Origin of the sequence: Allobosea sp. (genome assembly GCF_048595345.1) — a bacterium.
GTDB lineage: Bacteria > Pseudomonadota > Alphaproteobacteria > Rhizobiales > Beijerinckiaceae > Allobosea.
In genome coordinates, this window is record NZ_JBMDWH010000229.1 from 1 (window position 1) to 16,248 (window position 16,248).

Here is a 16,248-nt window from a genome sequence, read left to right on the forward strand (position 1 = left end):
GACGGATGCTCGGCCTCGTGATCCAGCACCATCCGAACCGCGCGGGCACGCACCTCAGGCGAAAACTTGTTTGTTGTCTTGCTCGTCATAGCTCCACCTTCTCAGGAGTTGGAGCCTCCGACAAACCCGGAGCGGTTCACCCAGCTTCTTTGTGCGCGGTTCGGATGCTCTCCTGATGGAAATCGCGGAGGATCAGCCGAACCCGGAAGGCAACTGGTCGCGGTGACAAGCGGCCATTCAAGGCTGGGGCCCCGAACAGGGCGCTTCGTTAGATCTCGAACGTCCGATTCTGGCCAAACCCTCAATGTCTGCAAATGGCGCACTTCAGCTGTGAGAAATCATTACTGAAGCGCCGCCTCATCGGCCAGGGAGCCGAACCGGAGCTGCCCTGTTGCCCTCCCGGTTTCATAAAGGCCTCGCAATTCGTCGGGCCTGAAGTCGAGTGGGTTCACAGCTTCCGGCACGCTCGTCGGCAGCGCGACGAGGTGGAAGCGGGCGCCGGCTCGCCTGGATGTCGCTTCGGCGTCCTGAACAGAGGTGTACAGCAGCTGCCGGATGAGCTGGGTGATGCCGCGTCGCGCCAGACCGAGCACATGCTGCGCTTCGCTCCGCAGCGCGGCGTCGCGGCCGACATGGCCGTTGGCGATGACCCAGACATGGGTCGGAGCGGCGCTCCGCTGCTTGAGCATGAAGGCCTCGAGCGGAACCGGCGTCTTGACGCCACCGTCGCTATGAACGGCAACCCTGCCCTCCTGGTCGCGCACATAGACCGGTTCGACAAGCCCCGGGACGGCGGCCGAAGCGACGAGGACGCCGAGAAAGGCGCTTTTGCGATTGCCCTGACCCGAGGCGATCGCACCCATGTCCCAAAGAACCGAGCGGCCGGCCGTCATATCGGTGGTCGTGACATAGAGGCGCCGCCCGGCCGCATGCGCCGCCGCGACGGCGTCGAGCGTGGTTTCGTCGATCACCTCCTCCAACAGGCGGCGCAAGGGAGCAGGATCGTAGAGACCCGTTCCCAGCAACGTTTTGACCCCGTTGGAGCGGAAAATGTCGCGGGTCCGCGTGGAGGTGTATATGCGTTCCAGCAGAGCATCATAATCCGGGCCCAGGAACGCTGCCGTGGCCTGCAATGCGCCGGTCGATGTGCCGGAGACGATATCGAATTGCGGGCGCCGGCCGCTGGCCGTCCAGGCCGTGATGACCCCGGCCCCAAACGCCCCGTCTGCCCCGCCGCTCGTCAGAACGAGAATGTGGCGCGGGGAACCGGCGCGTCGCGGCAAATTTGGAGCAACTGCGGAGGAGCCGTCCACTCGGCCAGTGGTCAGCATGCCTCCGCTGGCGTCGACGACGAGGCCAGCGTCGGCGCAGCCCGACAGCAGCAACGCCAAGCCCAGGGCGGCGAGCTTTGCCCGGCGGCGGGGCGTGGGTGCCGCGCTTCGCGTCACGCGAATGCCATTCCCACCATTTCTTCAGACAGCGCCCAGAGCCGCGCAGCGGCGGCGCTGTCGGTCGCCTGCTGGGGCGGCTCCTCCTCCGTCGGAAAGCCGCGCGTCCCGCCGAGCCTGTCAGGACCGTAATAGCCGCCGTCTCTCGCCGACGGCGCCGTAGCCGCGTAGAGCGTCGGCAGCGCCCCCTGCCACGCCGGCTGGAACAGGAAGGAAAGGTGGCGGCGCGCCAGTCCAGCGACGCTCCACCGGCCGGCCTGGTTGGGGATCAGATCCGTGCGCGTGATCCCCGGATGCGCCGCCAGGCTCTGGACGCCCCAAGCAGCGGCCCGGCTGCGGCGGCTGAACTCCAGGGCGAAGATGATGCAGGCGAGTTTCGACTGCGCGTAGACCGGCATCGACCGGTAGGCGCGCGCCGCCTGCAGGTCGTCGAAGTCGATGGCGCCGCGGCGCGCGGCGACACTGCCGAGCGTGACGACCCGTGGCTGCTGCCCCCGCCTGAGCAGGGGAAGCAGGTGCGCGGAGAGCGCGAAGTGCCCGAGATAATTGGTGGCGAACTGCAGCTCGAAGCCATCCGCCGAAACGTGCCGCTGCGGCGGCTGCATGATTCCGGCATTGTTGATCAGAAGGTCGAGGCCGTCCTGCTCGTCGGCCAGGCGCGCCGCAAAAGCGGCGACCGAGCCGAGACTAGCAAGATCGAGCTCAGCAAATCGGACTTTCGCATCTGGCACGGCAGCCCTGATCGCCGTGACCGCATCCGCGCCCTTGGCGGGGTTGCGGCCAGCGATGATCACGTCCGCGCCGGCACTAGCAAGCGCGAGCGCGTCTTCATAACCCAGTCCACCGGTGCCGGTGACGACGGCCGTCCGGCCGCGCTGCGATGGAATGTCGGCGGTGGTCCACTGGCTCATAAGCGATACCGATCCTTGAGGTTGGGCCGAACCCGCGGGCTCTCGTCCGGTCCTGCCGGCGAGCGAGGTCGCCTTTTGCTGACGAACCCTACGCGCAGGCGAAGAGACGGATTGCGCTCTTGCGCCGATCGACGACGATCGCCCTTAGCTTCGAGGCCGGGAGAATGCCTGGGAGGCGGCTCGAGCGGCTATGCCTCAACTCCCAAAAAATATGCCTGATCCTGCAATCGAAGCCCGCAGATGGCAGGCTCGGTCCTGTCAGGTCGATCCTGCGGTTCGGCTTCGTCCATGGGTAGGGAAGGCGATCGTCGCTGCCCCTTGCTGGCGGAGGCTCGCCTCCATCCCGTCCAACGAATGAGCATGGTGCACCATGTCGATATCGGCACGGCGACGAGGCTCGCTCTCTCCGGTGCGCTCGACGGCCGCATCGTCAATATCGGCGACGACGCGCCGATATCGCTTCACGAGCTGGTGGAACTTGCCGGGGCGTCTATGGCGCCTGTCGCGGAGCCGTAGGCGTCCCCCTGGCGCCTTCAGATGGACGTCTCGCTCGCCAGGCGGCTCGGTTTCCAGCCCGTCGTCAGAACTGTCCGTCAGGCCGCCGAGCTGGATGTGATGTGAAGCCGTGCGCAGCGATCCGCTAAGCCGCTGGCATCTTGCGGCTGGCATAGGTGGCATAGAGGCGGGCCTGATTCATCGCGTCCCGTTTCGGCGCGACGCCGAAGGTGCGGGAATACTCCCGGCTGAACTGGGACGGGCTCTCATAGCCGACCTGGTAGGCCGCCTGTGCGACGCTCGCGGCATCCGCCACCATCAGGCGCCGCGCCTCGAGAAGCCGCAGCTGCTTCTGGAACTGGAGCGGGGTCATCGCGGTCAGCGACTTGAAGTGCTGATGGAAGGAGGACTGGCTCATGCGCGCGGCCTCCGCGAGCGTTTCGATCCGCACCGTCTTGGCGAAATCCTCCCGCAGAATCCGGATCGCCCTCGCAATGCGCTGGCTGCTCGATTCCGGCAGAGTGAGGTTGCACAGCTCGCCGCCATGCGGCCCGCTCAGCAGCAGGTAGCAGATCTCTCGCATCACCGATGGGTAGAGGACGGGGATCGCACCGGGCGTCTGGGAGATCCGGATCAGTCGCTGCACGCAGTCCGCGAGCGCCTCGTCGACCTGGCCCACGAAGACGCAAGGTCCCGAGTCGGAAGCGGGGCGGGGCAGAGGGTCGAGCTGGGCCAACACGTCTCGCAGCATCGCCACATCGAGATCGATGGTGACGCCGACGAAAGGTCTGTCCGGTCCCGCCTCGATGATCCGGCCGGTGCCCGGCAACTCGATGCTGACCACAAGATACTCCATGGCGCGATAGTCGAGCATGGCGTCGCCGAAGAGGATCTGCTTCGCGCCCGCCAGGACGAGGCAGAGCGAGGGCCTGTAGATCCGGCGCATCGGCATCATCTGCTGGAATGAGCGGACGATGCTCACGCTTTTGATCCCCGTCGGAAACAGACCCTGGCCGCCGCCCTGCGCCTCGATATAGGCGTTGACCATGGCGAGCAGCGGCGCGGTCGCCGGCGCTTCCGGCAGAGGACCCAGCGGTTCCACGAACTCGCTGGTCACCCGCCGCCCATCTGTAGGAACAGGCAGATTTATTGCGATTTCAGACATTCTGGTCGTCCGATCCCCATTCTAGCTTGCCTCGTCTCATGCAGGCGAAAGGCGCAAAAATCATGGCGGAATCGGCGACCACGTCGAGGGACAGTTTGGAACTCTTGCCGGATGCGGCCCAGAGATACGGTGCCGGCTATGTAGAAGGCTGGCGAGCCGGAGCGTTGTTGTTGACGTTCTTCCTTGTCAGCGCACTGTCTCAGGTCGACAGGATTTTGCCCTATATCATGGCGGAGTCGATCAAGGCGGAATTGTCGCTCAACGATACTCAGATCGGACTACTGACCGGGGTCGCCTTTGCTGTCTGCTACACGCTGCTCTCGCTTCCGCTCGCACGCGCCGCCGACCGCGGCTCGCCGCGCTTCGTGTTGGTTTCGTGCATTTTTTTGTGGAGCGCGATGACGGCGCTCGGTGGGCTGGCCTCGAGCTTCCTGCTCCTGGCTCTGACGCGGTTCGGTGTCGCCTTCGGCGAAGCGGGCGCGATGCCTGCCGCCCATGCGATCATCGCCCGCCGGATCCGGCCCGAGCGGCGGGGGCTGGCGATCGGCCTGTTCGCCATGGGCATTCCGCTCGGCACCATGGCGGGTTTCGCGGCGGGCGGCGCGCTCGGCGATGCGCTGGGCTGGCGCATGGTGCTCATCGGCGCGGGCATCATCGGCTTAGCGATCGGAGCGATGGCGCTAGCCGTGCCCGGGCCGACGCCGCCGCGTAAGACCGAGGCGATCTCGAAGGAGCCTTTCCTGCGGACAAGCTTCGCCCTGTTGTCTTCTCCCGGGTTTCGCTGGCTCTTCTCCGGCGCCGTCGTCGCCAGCTTCGCAGCGGCACCGTTCTATGTCTTCGTGGCGCCATTCCTGATCCGCACTCACGGCTTCACCGCCAGCGAAGCCGGGTTGGCTTTCGGCCTGCTGCAGGGCCTGATGGGCATTGCCGGGACCTTGCTCGGCGGCCGCTTCTTCGACCGCGCCGTCCGCACCGGGACCGGCCGCGTTCTCGGCCCACCCGCCATCGTCTTCCTGCTCGCGAGCATCCCGATGGCGGCGGCGTTGTTCGCTCCGGTCGGATGGGTGTCGATTCTGCTGCTGGTGCCGAGCATGTTCTCCTTCGCCTTCATGCTGCCATGGGGCTTCGGAGCCGCACATCTGGTCGCCGGAGAAGGAAGAGAGGCCATGGCGACGAGCCTGGTCATGATCGGCTCCGGCCTGCTCGGCCCGGCTATCGGTCCGCTGCTGGTCGGCGTCGTCAGCGACGCAGCAACGGCAGCCGGGCTTGCGAACGGTCTCGGCATCGGCCTGCTGATCATTCCTGCGGCGAGCCTGCTGACCGGCCTCGCGCTGCTGACCGCGAACCGGCGCGTCGCCGCCCGGCTGCGCGGGGCTGTGAACGGCGACGCGTCCCACTTCTGATCCCCCTCCGGGAAAACGCGAATGCGCACCTGTCTCGTTTACGGCACCTTCGGCTGGCTGGTGGTCACTGGCCTGCTGCACTTCATCGTCGACGTCGTCGCGCAACATCTGCGCGGCGCGCGGGCGCCCGGCCTCGCGACATCGCTCTACTGTGGTCTCAACACATCCTTCGCGTTCGGGCAGGTTGTGTTCGGCTACTTTGCCTGTGGCTGGCCTGGCGGCAGCCGGGTTTCATGGGAGAGCGCTTGGCCGCGGTGCTGTGCCTGACGGCCGCCGCGGGATGGTTGGCGATTACATTCGTTTTCATGGAGTACTGGGAGCCGAAGCTCAACGCCGCGGTCTTCGCGGCGCTCCTGGTCGCGTCGGTGCTGATTTCCTGAGGCTCAGGCGGAGGCTCGGCGCATTGATTGGGAAGGCGTGCGCCTACTCTCTCAGTCGCTCGCGCGCCCGTGTCTGGGCGGTGCGGATCAGGCCTTGATACTGCCTCTCCTTGCCCGGGTACCAAGGCATGTTGGCGATCGTCCCGAAGCCGGGAATCGTCTCCATATGCGCGACCATGCGGCGGCGCATCGTGGCGTCCGGCAGGGGGCCGCGCATCGCCATGAGATTGTCGATGATGTGGTCGGGGTTCGAGGTTCCGCAGAGCACGCTGGTCACGGCCGGATGGGCCATGGCCCATTTGAGGAAGAATTGAGCCCAGCTCGTTGCGCCGAACTCGCTCGCGAAACCGGGCAGACGATGGCCTTCCACCACCTTCAGCAGTCGCGCCTTTTCGAGCGGCAGGTTCACCAGCACGCCGACCCCGCGGTCGGCCGCTGACGGAAGCAGGCGCTTCTCAGCATTGCGGTCGAAGATCGAATAATTCGTCTGGACAAAGTCCACATCGCCCTTCTCGACGATCTGGATCAATTGCTCATGGGCGGCGGTCTCATGGTGTGTGACCCCCACATGCCGGATCTGGCCCTCCTTCTTCCACGCCTGCATCAGCGGGACGATCACCGGCGCGTTGACGATGCTGTGGCATTGCATGAGGTCGATCGGCGAGCGCCACGTGCGCAGCTTGGACTGCTCGAGGCTGGCGGTGGCTGCACCGACATCGCCGAGATATTCGCCGGTCGCCCAGATCTTGTTGGCGAGGAAAACCTCCGCTTCAGCCGGCGTTTCCGCGAGGAAGGCGCCGACGCTGGCCTCGGCCGAGCCGTAGAGGGGCGAGGTATCGACCACCCGACCGCCACCGGCGGCATAGAGCCGGAATACCTCGCGGATGCGCTCGCGCGGCGCGCCCGGCATGAGATCGAAGGTCAGGAATGTACCGAGCCCGAGCGCGGTCAGGTTCTGTCCTGTCCGCGCGATCCGACGCGTGATGGCTTGTCCGCTCATCGCTCCGGTCATGGCGCTGGAAAGCGGCGGACTGTTCGTCTGGGCTTGTGCGAGCCGCGGGCCCCCCAGCGCGGCGGTCGCGCCGCTGACGGCCCCGAGAAAGCCGCGGCGGTCGAGATCTGTCGGCCTGCGGGTCATCGTCTCGTCTCCTTTATGCTCAGAATTGCCAGCCTGCGGGCAGCCAGGCGTAGCCGCTGTCCGTCCGCAACAGATGGCCGAGGCCCGGGAACGGATAGTGGAAGCCGAGAACCGGTATTCGGTCGGCCGCAGCGCGGTCGAAGATGCGCCGGCGCGCGCCGAGCGCGGCGTCCTTGTCGCGGTCGGGGCCCGGCCGCCACGGCCTGTCGATGTTGACGACGGGGTGGTAGGCGAGATCGGCCGTTAGCAGCAGCTGGTCACGTCCCGAGTGGACGAGGAACGAGACCATGCCAGGGGTGTGTCCCGCAGCCGCGATGGTCGTCAGTCCTGTAACGATCTCCGCGCCGGCTCCGTAGAGCTGCACGTTCTTGGCGATCGGCTCGACGCTGCGTTTGATCGCGGCGCCGAAGCGCCGCCGAAACTCCTCGGGAACGGGCATGTAGGACAGGTCGGGCTCACCGCTGACGAAGAAATCCCAGTCCGCCTTCGGGGCGAAGATCGTCGCGCGCGGAAAGGCGGATCCTCCATCGGCGGCTCGCAGGTTGCCGACATGGTCGGGATGGGTATGCGAGACGACGACGACATCGATGTCGTTCGCGGTCAGGCCGATCTCGGAAAGCCGGGCGAAGATCCGGCCGCCATGGGGCCCCATCGTCTGGCCGGCCCCCGCCTCGATGAGGACGCGCCGGCCGCCGACCTCGATCAGCAGCGTGTTGAGATTCAGCGTCATGTGGTCGAGAGGCAGAAAGGCGCGCTGCAGGACGTCCTTGAGCTCCTGCTCCGGCGCGTCGCTGGCATAGACGCGCGGCGGGCCGCCGATCACGCCGTCGCTCAGCACCGTCGCGCCGATGTCGCCGACCCGGAAGCGGTAGTGGCCGGCATTGCCGCCCGGCGGCTGCGCTGCTTGGCCGAGAGCCTGCCCGCCTCCGGCCAGCATCCCGGCTGCGCCAAGGCCTGCGCCCAGCATAATCCTGCGGCGGTTCAAGGTGATCGTCGTCATCGCTCCCTCGCGGTCCGGTTTTCGGGTCGGGCTCAGGATGACGGCAGTCTATTGATCGGATAAGATATCTTTTCTCAATCAGCTTGATAAGAAAATTGACGCAATGAAGTCTCTTCGTCTCGACAGCCTCGACGCTTTCGCTTCGATCGTCCGGTGCGGAGGCTTCCGGGCCGCGGCCGCCGAGCGAGGCGTGTCGTCAGCCGCTCTGAGCCAGAGCATCGCCGCGCTCGAGAGCGGGCTCGGTCTGCGTCTCCTGAACCGGACCACGCGCAGCGTCGCCCCCACCGAGGCGGGGGCGCGGCTCAACGAGCGGCTCGCCCCGGCGCTCCGCGACATCAGATCGGCGGTCGCCGATCTGGACCGGCTGCGCGAGACGCCGACCGGCACCCTGCGGATCAATGCTCCCGGCCCGGCGGTCGATCACGTCCTGTGCCCGCTGGTCTTCGACTTCATGCGTCGCTACCCCGACGTGAAGGTCGAGTTGATCAGCGACGCGGCCATCATCGACATCGTTCAGGAGGGGTATGACGCCGGCGTCCGGTTCGGCAGGCAACTGGAGCAGGACATGATCGCGGTTCCCCTGGGGCCCGCTCTTCGCTATACCATCGTCGCGTCGCCGGATTTTCTGCAGGATCGAACCCATCCGGTGATACCTTCCGACCTCATGAGCTTCGAATGCATCCGTCGGCGGTTTCCGGGCGGAACCGTCGTCAGCTGGCAGTTCGAAAAGGCAGGAGAGCGACTGGACATTGCGCCCCAAGGACGGTTGACCCTCAGCTCAGCTCATCAAGAGCTCCAAGCGGCGCTGGCCGGCCAAGGAATCGCGCATGTTTTTGAAGACTATGCGAGGCCGCACCTTGATGACGGCCGCCTGGTTGAGTTGCTGGTCGACTGGTCGCCCCAGTTACCGAGCTGGTTTCTCTATTTCCCGAACCGACGCCACCAGAACGCAGCGATGTCAGCCCTGCTGCAGCATGTTCGCCAGTTTGATTGGAGCCGATAAGCCGTTCCGGCTGAATGGCCGCTTCCCGGCAAAGGCCCGAGGTCGGCTCTTGGCGCTCAGCGATTTTGACCTGTCCGTTCGATCATCTGTAACCACAAAGCGCAAGGACAACCGAAGGCCGTTGACCTTCCCCAATGGGAAGCTTCATTTGATCGACGCAACGGAACGAATCGGCGGAGCGTCGTGACTGCAGTCGGTATCCTGGTCCATGCAATCAAGACGATCGCGCTGGTCGTCCTGTTGTCGCTTGGCTGGGCCATGCCGGTGCAGGCGCATTCCGGCCACGCCAGGCCCAATGCCGTCACAGCGGCCGCGAAGGTGGGTTCACAGGACACGCGCCTGACCTCCTTCGTGTCTGCCTCACCCGCGGCTGAGGTCGCCGACATCTGCACGCCGTCGACGCCCGGGGTGTCAGAGCCGATGGGCGATTGCTCGAGGGCTGGCGGCTCCGATCGCAGCTGCTGCGGCACGATGTGCACGTCCGCCGTGATCGAACACGCCGTCGCGTGGCTGCCCTTGCGGGTCTCTCACAGGATCCGGCTCGGCTTGCCGCCGGAGCGAACATCCCCCGTGCGAGCGCCGAGTCTCGACGCCAGACCTCCACGAACCATCGACATCGCTTGAGCGTCGGCCGGCTGACCAGCCGCGCCGCCGGATGGTCATGCCGATCGTGATGGGTTCGTTTCATGGTTTCGTTCGTCCGCAGCCTCGCACGCTGCCTCGTCGCGCCTGTGGCGCTGGCTTCCCTCCTGTCCGTTGCCCCGCTCGCGGCCCATGAGGGCCACGACCATGGCGCCCCGCCCGCTCCCGTCGCCACCGCGGGCTCGCCGCGGATCGCGCTGCATTCCGACGCCTATGAACTCGTCGGCATCCTGCGCGGCGACCGGCTGACGCTGTTCCTGGACCGCTATGCCGGCAACGCCCCCGTCACCGATGCCGGCCTCGTCGTGACGATCGGCACCGGGGCGGATGTCGCGGCGACACCGACGCCGGAGGGGACCTACGTCGTGGCCTCGGACCGGCTCGTCGACGCAGGACCGCTGGAACTCGTCTTCGCCATCACCCATCCCGACGGGGACGACCTCCTGATCGGAACGCTCGAACGGCCGGCCGCCCCGGCGGCCGGCGCTCCGGCGGCATCGGCTCACGCCTCCGCTCATGCTGCGAGCGTCGTCATCGCGGGTCGGCCGGTGCCGGTCCTGTATCTCGCCACGGGCGGGGCGCTCGCGCTGGGGCTCCTGCTCGGCGCTACCATCCGCCGCTCGCGCCCGGCCCTGTCCCTGACCGGCCTCGTCCTTCTAGGGCTGATCGCGGGGACGAGCCTCACCAGTGCCCATGAAGGCCATGATCACGGCGAGTCGGCCAAGGTAGCACCGCCCGCCGGCGACACACCCCGCCGTCTCGCGGATGGGTCGGTCTTCGCGCCCAAGCCGACGCAGCGGTTGCTGGAGATCCGCACCCAGGTCACCAAGACCGAGGAAGCCCGCAAGACCGTGGCCCTGGTCGGCCGCGTGATCGCCGATCCCAACCGCTCGGGCCAGGTCCAGAGCATCACCGGCGGCCGGATCGTCGCGCCCGAGAGCGGCCTGCCGCGGCTGGGCCAGGTCGTCCGGCGCGGCGATATCCTCGCCTCCGTCGAGCAGGCCGTGCCTCAGGCCGACCGCACCACCATCGCCGAACGCGTCGGCGAGATCGAGCAGCAGATCGCCATGGTCGAGGCGAAGCTGAAGCGCTCGCGCAGCCTGGCTGAGCGCGCCATCGCGCCGCAAAGCCAGGTCATCGATTTCGAGATCGAGCTCGCCGGGCTGATGCGGCGGCGCGAGATCGTCGGGCGGATCCGGATCGAGCCCGAAGTGCTGCGCGCGCCGCTCGACGGCGTGGTCTCAGCAGTGCGGGTCGTGGCGGGTCAGGTCGTCGGCTCGCAGGACGTCCTGTTCCAGATCGTCGATCCCGCAGGCCTGTGGGTCGAGGCCCTGTCCTATGGCGACGTCAACCTCTCGCAACTCGACGGCGCCTCGGCCCTGCTGCCCGGCGGAAAGCCGCTCAGCCTGTCCTTTCGAGGCACCGGACGGGCGCTGCAGCAGCAGGCGACGCTGGTGCACTTCGCCGTCGAGGACCCGCCCGCCACGGTCGCGATCGGCCAGCCCGTCCGGGTGACGGCCCGCAACGGCGCCAGCGTCAGCGGCATCATCCTGCCGCGCGACGCCGTCGTGCGCGGAGGCAATGGCGAGGCCCTGGTCTGGCGCCATACCGATCCCGAGCGCTTCGAGCCCAGGCCCGTCCGCACCGAACCGTTCGACGCGACAAGGCTGGTGATCCGTTCCGGCGTCGCGCCGGGCGAACGCATCGTCGTGCGCGGCGCCGAACATCTCAACCAGATCCGCTGAGACGAGGGCGCGATGTTCAACCTCCTCGTCTCGGCCAGCCTGCGCAACCGGCTCTTCGTCATCGCCGCCGCGCTCGTGCTGATGGCCTATGGCAGCTATGTGCTGCCGCGCGTCCCCGTCGACGTCTTCCCCGATCTCAACCGCCCGACCGTCACGCTGATGACGGAAGCCGAGGGGCTCGCCCCGCAGGAGGTCGAGCAGCTCGTCACCTATCCACTGGAAACGGCGATGAACGGCATGCCCGGCGTGCTGCGCGTGCGCTCCGTCTCGGGCGTCGGCCTCTCGATCACCTATGTCGAGTTCGACTGGGGCACCGACATCTACCGCTCGCGCCAGCTCGTCGCCGAGCGGCTGTCGCTGGTGCGCGAGCAGTTGCCGCGCGGCGTCACCCCGCAGATGGGCCCGGTCTCCTCGATCATGGGCGAGATCATGCTGGTCGCGGTGACGGCCGAGCGGGCCTCCCCGATGGAGGTCCGCGAGATCGCCGACTTCATCATCCGGCCGCAGATCCTGAACATCGCCGGCGTCTCGCAGGTCATCCCGATGGGGGGCGAGGTCCGCCAGTACCGGATCACGCCCGATATCGCGGCCATGCAGGCACTCGACGTCACGCCCGAGCAGATCGAGGCGGCGGTCACCCGCTTCGGCACCAACACCGGCGGCGGCTTCATCGACCAGCAGGGGCGCGAATACCTGATCCGCAATGTCGGGCTGACGCAGCGGCTGGAGGATCTGCGCAACACCGTCGTGATGCAGCGACAGGGCCAGCCGATCCTGCTGCACCAGGTCGCGGGCGTCGATTTCGCGGCCCGGGTCAAGCGCGGCGACGCCGGCTACCAGGGCAGGCCGGCGGTGATCATCGGCATCCAGAAGCAGCCGGAAGCCGACACCGTCGCGCTGACCCGCCAGGTCGAGACCGCGCTGGCCGAGATCCAGAAGACCCTGCCCGCCGGCATCTCCGCGACGAATGTCCAGTTCCGGCAGGCGAGCTTCATCGAGACCTCGATTGCCAATGTCGAGCGCGTGCTGCTGGAGGCGGCCGGCGTCGTCGCCGTCATCCTGCTGCTCTTCCTGATGAATGTCCGCGCGACCCTGATCTCGCTGACGGCGATCCCGGTCTCGATCCTGACGACGGTGCTGGTCTTCCAGGCCTTCGGCCTGACCATCAACACGATGACGCTGGGCGGGCTCGCCATCGCGATCGGCGAACTGGTCGACGATGCCGTCGTGGATGTGGAGAACATCCTGCGGCGGCTGAAGCAGAACCGGGAGAGCACCGCGCCCAGGCCCGTGCTGGCGGTCATCGCGGCCGCCTCGCAGGAGGTCCGGTCGGGCATCGTCTACGCCACCGCGATCGTCATCCTCGTCTTCATCCCGCTCTTTGCGCTATCGGGCATCGAGGGGCGGCTCTTCGCGCCGCTCGGCATCGCCTACATCGTCTCGATCCTGGCCTCGCTGATCGTCTCGATCACGCTGACCCCGGTGATGGCGTATTACCTGTTGTCGGGTGCGAAGAGCGGCCATGAGCGCGACTCCTTCGTCGTGCGCCATCTCAAGCGGGGCAATGCGGCGCTGCTGCGCTTAGCCTTCGAGACCCGCGCGCTGCTCGTCGCCCTCGTCGGCATCGGCGTGGCGCTGGCGGTCTATGGCGCGACCCTGCTGCCGCGGACCTTCCTGCCGCCCTTCAACGAGGGCACGCTGGTGGTCTCGCTGCAATACAACCCGGGCATCTCGCTGGCCGAGAGCCACCGCCTCGGGCTCCTCGCCGAACAGCTCGTCCTGAAGGTGCCGGAGGTGAAGTCGATCGGCCGCCGCACGGGCCGCGCCGAGCTCGACGAGCATGCCGAGGGCGTCCATTCCTCGGAGGTCGACATCGATCTCCACCGTTCGGACCGGCCCAAGGAGGCGGTCCACGCCGATATCCGCGCAGCGCTGAGCGTTCTGCTGGTCTCGGTCAACATCGGCCAGCCGATCAGCCACCGGCTCGACCACATGCTCTCGGGCGTGCGCGCCCAGATCGCGCTCAAGGTCTATGGCGAGGACCTCGACACCATCCGCAGCCTCGCCGAGACGCTGCGCGAGCGGCTCGCCTCCGTGCCTGGCCTCGTCGATCTCCAGATCGAGCGGCAGGTCCGCATTCCCCAGCTGCGCATCGACGTCGATCACGAGAAGGCCGCGCTCTACGGGCTGACGCCGGCCAGCGTCACCCAGGCGCTGGAGACGCTCTCCAACGGCCGCACCGTCTCGCAGATCGTCGACGGCAACCGCCGCTACGATGTCGTGCTGCGGCTCTCGGACCAGGACCGCTCGACGACCGGGCTCGAGGATCTGCTGATCGCGACGCCCGGTGGCCACCTGCCCTTGCGCCTGATCGCCTCGGTCTCCGAGACCGATGGCCCCAACCAGATCCAGCGCGAGAACGGCCAGCGCCGCATCGCCGTCTACGGCAATGGCGACGGAAAGCGCGACATGGCGGCGATCATCGCCGATATCCGCGGAGTCGTCGCGCAGACGCCGCTGCCGCAGGGCTATGTCACCCGCCTGGAGGGCACCTTCCAGGCGCAGGAGGAGGCGACGCTGCGGATCGGGCTGCTGAGTCTCGCCTCGCTCGCACTGATCTTCGTCGTGCTGTTCACGCGCTACCAGTCGGCGGTTCTGGCGCTGATCATCATGGGCAATATCCCGCTCGCCCTGATCGGCAGCGTCGTCGCGCTGCACCTCGCCGGGCAGCCGCTGTCGGTCGCCTCGATGGTCGGCTTCATCACGCTCGCCGGCATCTCGGCCCGCAACGGCATCCTCAAGGTCTCGCACTACATCAACCTGACCCTCTACGAGGGCGAGCGCTTCGGGCGCGAGCTCGTCATCCGCGGCAGCCTGGAGCGGCTGACGCCCGTGCTGATGACGGCGCTCTCGGCCGGGCTCGCGCTGATTCCGCTGCTCTACGGCGCCGACCAGCCCGGGCGCGAGATCCTGCACCCGGTCGCGGTCACGATCTTCGGCGGGCTGATCTCGGCGACGATCATCGACACGGTGCTGACGCCCGTCCTGTTCCTGGCCTTCGGCCGCAAGCCGCTGGAGCGCATCGTCGCCAGCCGGGCGCCGGGCGCCGGCGCGTTGTCGCCGACTGAAGCCTTCTGAAACGGCAAAGGAGAAAGACCATGTTCAGATCGATCACCGCTCTGGCCCTGATCGGCCTGGTATCGACAGCCTCAGCTCACGAACTGGCGAAAGGCCCCAATGGCGGCCCGCTCGTCGACGTCGCCGGGCACCATATCGAGATGGTCGCGAAAGGGACCGAACTCGTTCTCATCCTCACCGACGCCGCCGACAAGCCGCTGTCATCGGCGGGAACGAAGGCGGCACGCGCCATCGTGCAGGACGCCGGCAAGACCGCGACGGTGGCGCTGAGCCCCGTCGAACCCAACAAGCTGGTCGGGACGCTCGCCCAGCCGCTGGGGACGGGCGCGAGGGTCGTGATCTCTGCGACACTCGCCGACGGCCACGCGTTGCAGGCGCGCTTCACCAACAACTGATCCCCGAAGAAAGGACCTACCGATGACACGCTCGATCCCGACCGCGCTGATCCTCCTGATGCTCGCCTTGCCCGCGGCCGCTCAATCCTCGCATCAGGGGCATGGCAGCCATGGCGCGCCGGCGGCTACCGGTGCGCCGAAAGGCCAGACGGGCGCCGGCGCCATGAGCATGGAATCCATGCAGACCATGATGCCTTCGCCCGGCGACGCGGCCTCGACCAAGGACTTCAAGAGCGCCGACATGAAGATGATGCACGATATGGCCGTGCCCTACACCGGCAATCCCGACATCGACTTCCGCACCAAGATGATCCCGCATCATCAGGGCGCGATTGACATGGCCAAGGTCGCGCTGGCTCACGCCAAGGACGAGACGACGAAGTCTCTCGCCGCGCAGATCATCAAAGACCAGGAGCGCGAGATCGCCGAGATGCGAGAGTGGCTCAGCAAGAATGCTCCGAAGTGAGCGAGGGCATGCCTGGTGGGGGCTGATCCGGGCTGCGGTCCTATAGCGGCGGTTCGCGATCAGCCTGCTGTTTGGCGCCGCCAGTCATCGAGTGGTGTTAGAGTGCGGCTGGATGCGGCCTCCTAAGGAGGATGCAAAATGTCGATTGAGCAGCAGAACGTCACTCAACGTCCCGCCTGGAACACAGGACGCCTGATTGGTCCCAAGCCTCCGCTGAAGCCGCGGCACATCTGGGCAATCCGAACGCGGCTTCAGCACGATCATCGCGTACGCGATCTCGCCATGTTCAACCTCGCGATCGACAGCAAGCTGCGCGGTTGCGATCTCGTTCGCCTTCGGATCAGCGATGTTGTCCTCGGCGGCACGGTGAGGCTGCGGACTTCGATCATCCAGCAGAAGACGGGCCGACCGGTGCCTTTCGAACTGACTGATCCGACGCGCGAAGCGCTGACCGCTTGGCTTCGGCGACGACCATCCATCGCTGCCGACTGGCTGTTTCCCAGCCGTAACCATAAAGACGAGCATGTCACGACCCGCCAATATGGACGCCTGCTCGATGACTGGGTTTCGCTGATCGGCCTCGACCCTGCCCTTTACGGCACGCACAGCCTCAGGCGCACCAAAGTCGCACTCATCTACAAGCGAACCGGAAATCTGCGAGCCTGCCAGCTTCTGCTCGGCCATTCCAAGCTGGAGAGCACAGTCCGTTACCTCGGCATCGAAGTCGATGATGCTCTGATGTTGTCTGAGCAAACAGATATCTGATTGAGACGGCGCGGCGGCTCCCGCCGCGCCGGAGCGGACCAAGAATTCAGGCATCTCCGCCACAAAGAAGGATGCTCGCGGCGCACTGAAGGTCTGCTTCTTGGCAAAGCATGAATGTCAGGAAGTGGCGCGTCGCCGCAGCCTTTGGCCGAAA

At 66.8% G+C, this 16,248-nt stretch carries 16 protein-coding genes; 11 read left to right on the forward strand and 5 right to left on the reverse strand.

Going from position 1 to position 16,248, the window contains the following annotated elements; genetic code table 11:
• Positions 1–341: 341 nt before the first annotated feature.
• Positions 342–1,385: a patatin-like phospholipase family protein gene (locus tag ACOJTB_RS20125; protein WP_420104302.1), complete on the reverse strand. Its 1,044-nt coding sequence runs from the start codon at positions 1,383–1,385 to the stop codon at positions 342–344.
• Positions 1,386–1,444: 59 nt separating this feature from the next.
• Complete coding sequence (locus tag ACOJTB_RS20130; RefSeq protein WP_420104303.1) at positions 1,445–2,359, reverse strand: SDR family oxidoreductase; 915 nt, start codon at positions 2,357–2,359, stop codon at positions 1,445–1,447.
• Between the two features lie 354 nt (positions 2,360–2,713).
• On the opposite strand from ACOJTB_RS20130, the gene ACOJTB_RS20135 reads away from it, so the two are divergent.
• Entirely contained in the window at positions 2,714–2,875 is a 162-nt protein-coding gene (locus ACOJTB_RS20135; protein ID WP_420104304.1) for a hypothetical protein, read from the forward strand.
• 124 nt (positions 2,876–2,999) lie between these two features.
• Here ACOJTB_RS20135 and ACOJTB_RS20140 read toward each other — a convergent pair whose 3' ends face one another.
• Positions 3,000–3,902, reverse strand: coding sequence for an AraC family transcriptional regulator (locus tag ACOJTB_RS20140; protein WP_420104344.1), 903 nt, complete (start codon positions 3,900–3,902; stop codon positions 3,000–3,002).
• A 179-nt stretch (positions 3,903–4,081) separates the two neighbouring features.
• Between ACOJTB_RS20140 and ACOJTB_RS20145 the strand changes: the two genes are divergently transcribed.
• The 3 genes from ACOJTB_RS20145 to ACOJTB_RS20155 are packed head-to-tail and all read left to right on the forward strand — an operon-like array spanning position 4,082 to position 5,802.
• Positions 4,082–5,422, forward strand: a complete 1,341-nt coding sequence (locus ACOJTB_RS20145; protein WP_420104305.1) for an MFS transporter — start codon at positions 4,082–4,084, stop codon at positions 5,420–5,422.
• 21 nt (positions 5,423–5,443) lie between these two features.
• A complete protein-coding gene (locus ACOJTB_RS20150) occupies positions 5,444–5,689 on the forward strand; it encodes a hypothetical protein (protein WP_420104306.1) in 246 nt (81 codons plus the stop codon).
• Positions 5,668–5,802, forward strand: coding sequence for a hypothetical protein (locus ACOJTB_RS20155; RefSeq protein ID WP_420104307.1), 135 nt, complete (start codon positions 5,668–5,670; stop codon positions 5,800–5,802). Before ACOJTB_RS20150 ends, ACOJTB_RS20155 begins: the two co-directional genes overlap by 22 nt.
• A 43-nt stretch (positions 5,803–5,845) precedes the next feature.
• Here the strand turns inward: ACOJTB_RS20155 and ACOJTB_RS20160 are convergent, their stop codons facing one another.
• Complete coding sequence (locus ACOJTB_RS20160) at positions 5,846–6,940, reverse strand: aldo/keto reductase (RefSeq protein WP_420104308.1); 1,095 nt, start codon at positions 6,938–6,940, stop codon at positions 5,846–5,848.
• 19 nt (positions 6,941–6,959) lie between these two features.
• Positions 6,960–7,940, reverse strand: coding sequence for an MBL fold metallo-hydrolase (locus ACOJTB_RS20165; protein ID WP_420104309.1), 981 nt, complete (start codon positions 7,938–7,940; stop codon positions 6,960–6,962).
• A 103-nt stretch (positions 7,941–8,043) separates the two neighbouring features.
• Here ACOJTB_RS20165 and ACOJTB_RS20170 point away from each other — a divergent pair, with 103 nt between their 5' ends.
• The 7 genes from ACOJTB_RS20170 to ACOJTB_RS20200 all read left to right on the forward strand — a co-directional run bounded on the left by ACOJTB_RS20170 (position 8,044) and on the right by ACOJTB_RS20200 (position 16,094).
• Positions 8,044–8,943: a LysR family transcriptional regulator gene (locus ACOJTB_RS20170; protein ID WP_420104310.1), complete on the forward strand. Its 900-nt coding sequence runs from the start codon at positions 8,044–8,046 to the stop codon at positions 8,941–8,943.
• 183 nt (positions 8,944–9,126) lie between these two features.
• Complete coding sequence (locus ACOJTB_RS20175; protein WP_420104311.1) at positions 9,127–9,567, forward strand: hypothetical protein; 441 nt, start codon at positions 9,127–9,129, stop codon at positions 9,565–9,567.
• A gap of 62 nt (positions 9,568–9,629) precedes the next feature.
• A complete protein-coding gene (locus ACOJTB_RS20180; protein ID WP_420104312.1) occupies positions 9,630–11,330 on the forward strand; it encodes an efflux RND transporter periplasmic adaptor subunit in 1,701 nt (566 codons plus the stop codon).
• A gap of 12 nt (positions 11,331–11,342) precedes the next feature.
• Positions 11,343–14,468, forward strand: coding sequence for an efflux RND transporter permease subunit (locus ACOJTB_RS20185; protein WP_420104313.1), 3,126 nt, complete (start codon positions 11,343–11,345; stop codon positions 14,466–14,468).
• A 20-nt stretch (positions 14,469–14,488) separates the two neighbouring features.
• The gene (locus ACOJTB_RS20190; protein WP_420104314.1) at positions 14,489–14,863 is read left to right on the forward strand and encodes a hypothetical protein; all 375 of its coding nucleotides are present in this window, start codon (positions 14,489–14,491) and stop codon (positions 14,861–14,863) included.
• Positions 14,864–14,885: 22 nt separating this feature from the next.
• Positions 14,886–15,329 carry a CopM family metallochaperone gene (gene copM, locus ACOJTB_RS20195; protein WP_420104315.1) on the forward strand — a complete coding sequence of 148 codons (444 nt, stop codon included), beginning with the start codon at positions 14,886–14,888 and terminating at the stop codon, positions 15,327–15,329.
• 138 nt (positions 15,330–15,467) lie between these two features.
• Positions 15,468–16,094 (forward strand): tyrosine-type recombinase/integrase, encoded by a 627-nt coding sequence (locus ACOJTB_RS20200; protein WP_420104316.1) that lies wholly within the window; start codon positions 15,468–15,470, stop codon positions 16,092–16,094.
• The last annotated feature ends 154 nt before the right edge of the window (positions 16,095–16,248 follow it).

What these genes read in the sequence shown, in the direction of transcription:
- copM (WP_420104315.1), top strand. Translation starts at nt 14,886, where the DNA reads ATGACACGCTCGATCCCGACCGCGCTGATCCTCCTGATGCTCGCCTTG.
- ACOJTB_RS20190 (WP_420104314.1), top strand. Translation starts at nt 14,489, where the DNA reads ATGTTCAGATCGATCACCGCTCTGGCCCTGATCGGCCTGGTATCGACA.
- ACOJTB_RS20135 (WP_420104304.1), top strand. Translation starts at nt 2,714, where the DNA reads ATGAGCATGGTGCACCATGTCGATATCGGCACGGCGACGAGGCTCGCT.
- ACOJTB_RS20160 (WP_420104308.1), bottom strand. Translation starts at nt 6,940, where the DNA reads ATGACCCGCAGGCCGACAGATCTCGACCGCCGCGGCTTTCTCGGGGCC.
- ACOJTB_RS20165 (WP_420104309.1), bottom strand. Translation starts at nt 7,940, where the DNA reads ATGACGACGATCACCTTGAACCGCCGCAGGATTATGCTGGGCGCAGGC.
- ACOJTB_RS20185 (WP_420104313.1), top strand. Translation starts at nt 11,343, where the DNA reads ATGTTCAACCTCCTCGTCTCGGCCAGCCTGCGCAACCGGCTCTTCGTC.
- ACOJTB_RS20130 (WP_420104303.1), bottom strand. Translation starts at nt 2,359, where the DNA reads ATGAGCCAGTGGACCACCGCCGACATTCCATCGCAGCGCGGCCGGACG.
- ACOJTB_RS20180 (WP_420104312.1), top strand. Translation starts at nt 9,630, where the DNA reads ATGGTTTCGTTCGTCCGCAGCCTCGCACGCTGCCTCGTCGCGCCTGTG.
- ACOJTB_RS20200 (WP_420104316.1), top strand. Translation starts at nt 15,468, where the DNA reads ATGTCGATTGAGCAGCAGAACGTCACTCAACGTCCCGCCTGGAACACA.
- ACOJTB_RS20170 (WP_420104310.1), top strand. Translation starts at nt 8,044, where the DNA reads ATGAAGTCTCTTCGTCTCGACAGCCTCGACGCTTTCGCTTCGATCGTC.
- ACOJTB_RS20145 (WP_420104305.1), top strand. Translation starts at nt 4,082, where the DNA reads ATGGCGGAATCGGCGACCACGTCGAGGGACAGTTTGGAACTCTTGCCG.
- ACOJTB_RS20140 (WP_420104344.1), bottom strand. Translation starts at nt 3,902, where the DNA reads ATGGTCAACGCCTATATCGAGGCGCAGGGCGGCGGCCAGGGTCTGTTT.
- ACOJTB_RS20150 (WP_420104306.1), top strand. Translation starts at nt 5,444, where the DNA reads ATGCGCACCTGTCTCGTTTACGGCACCTTCGGCTGGCTGGTGGTCACT.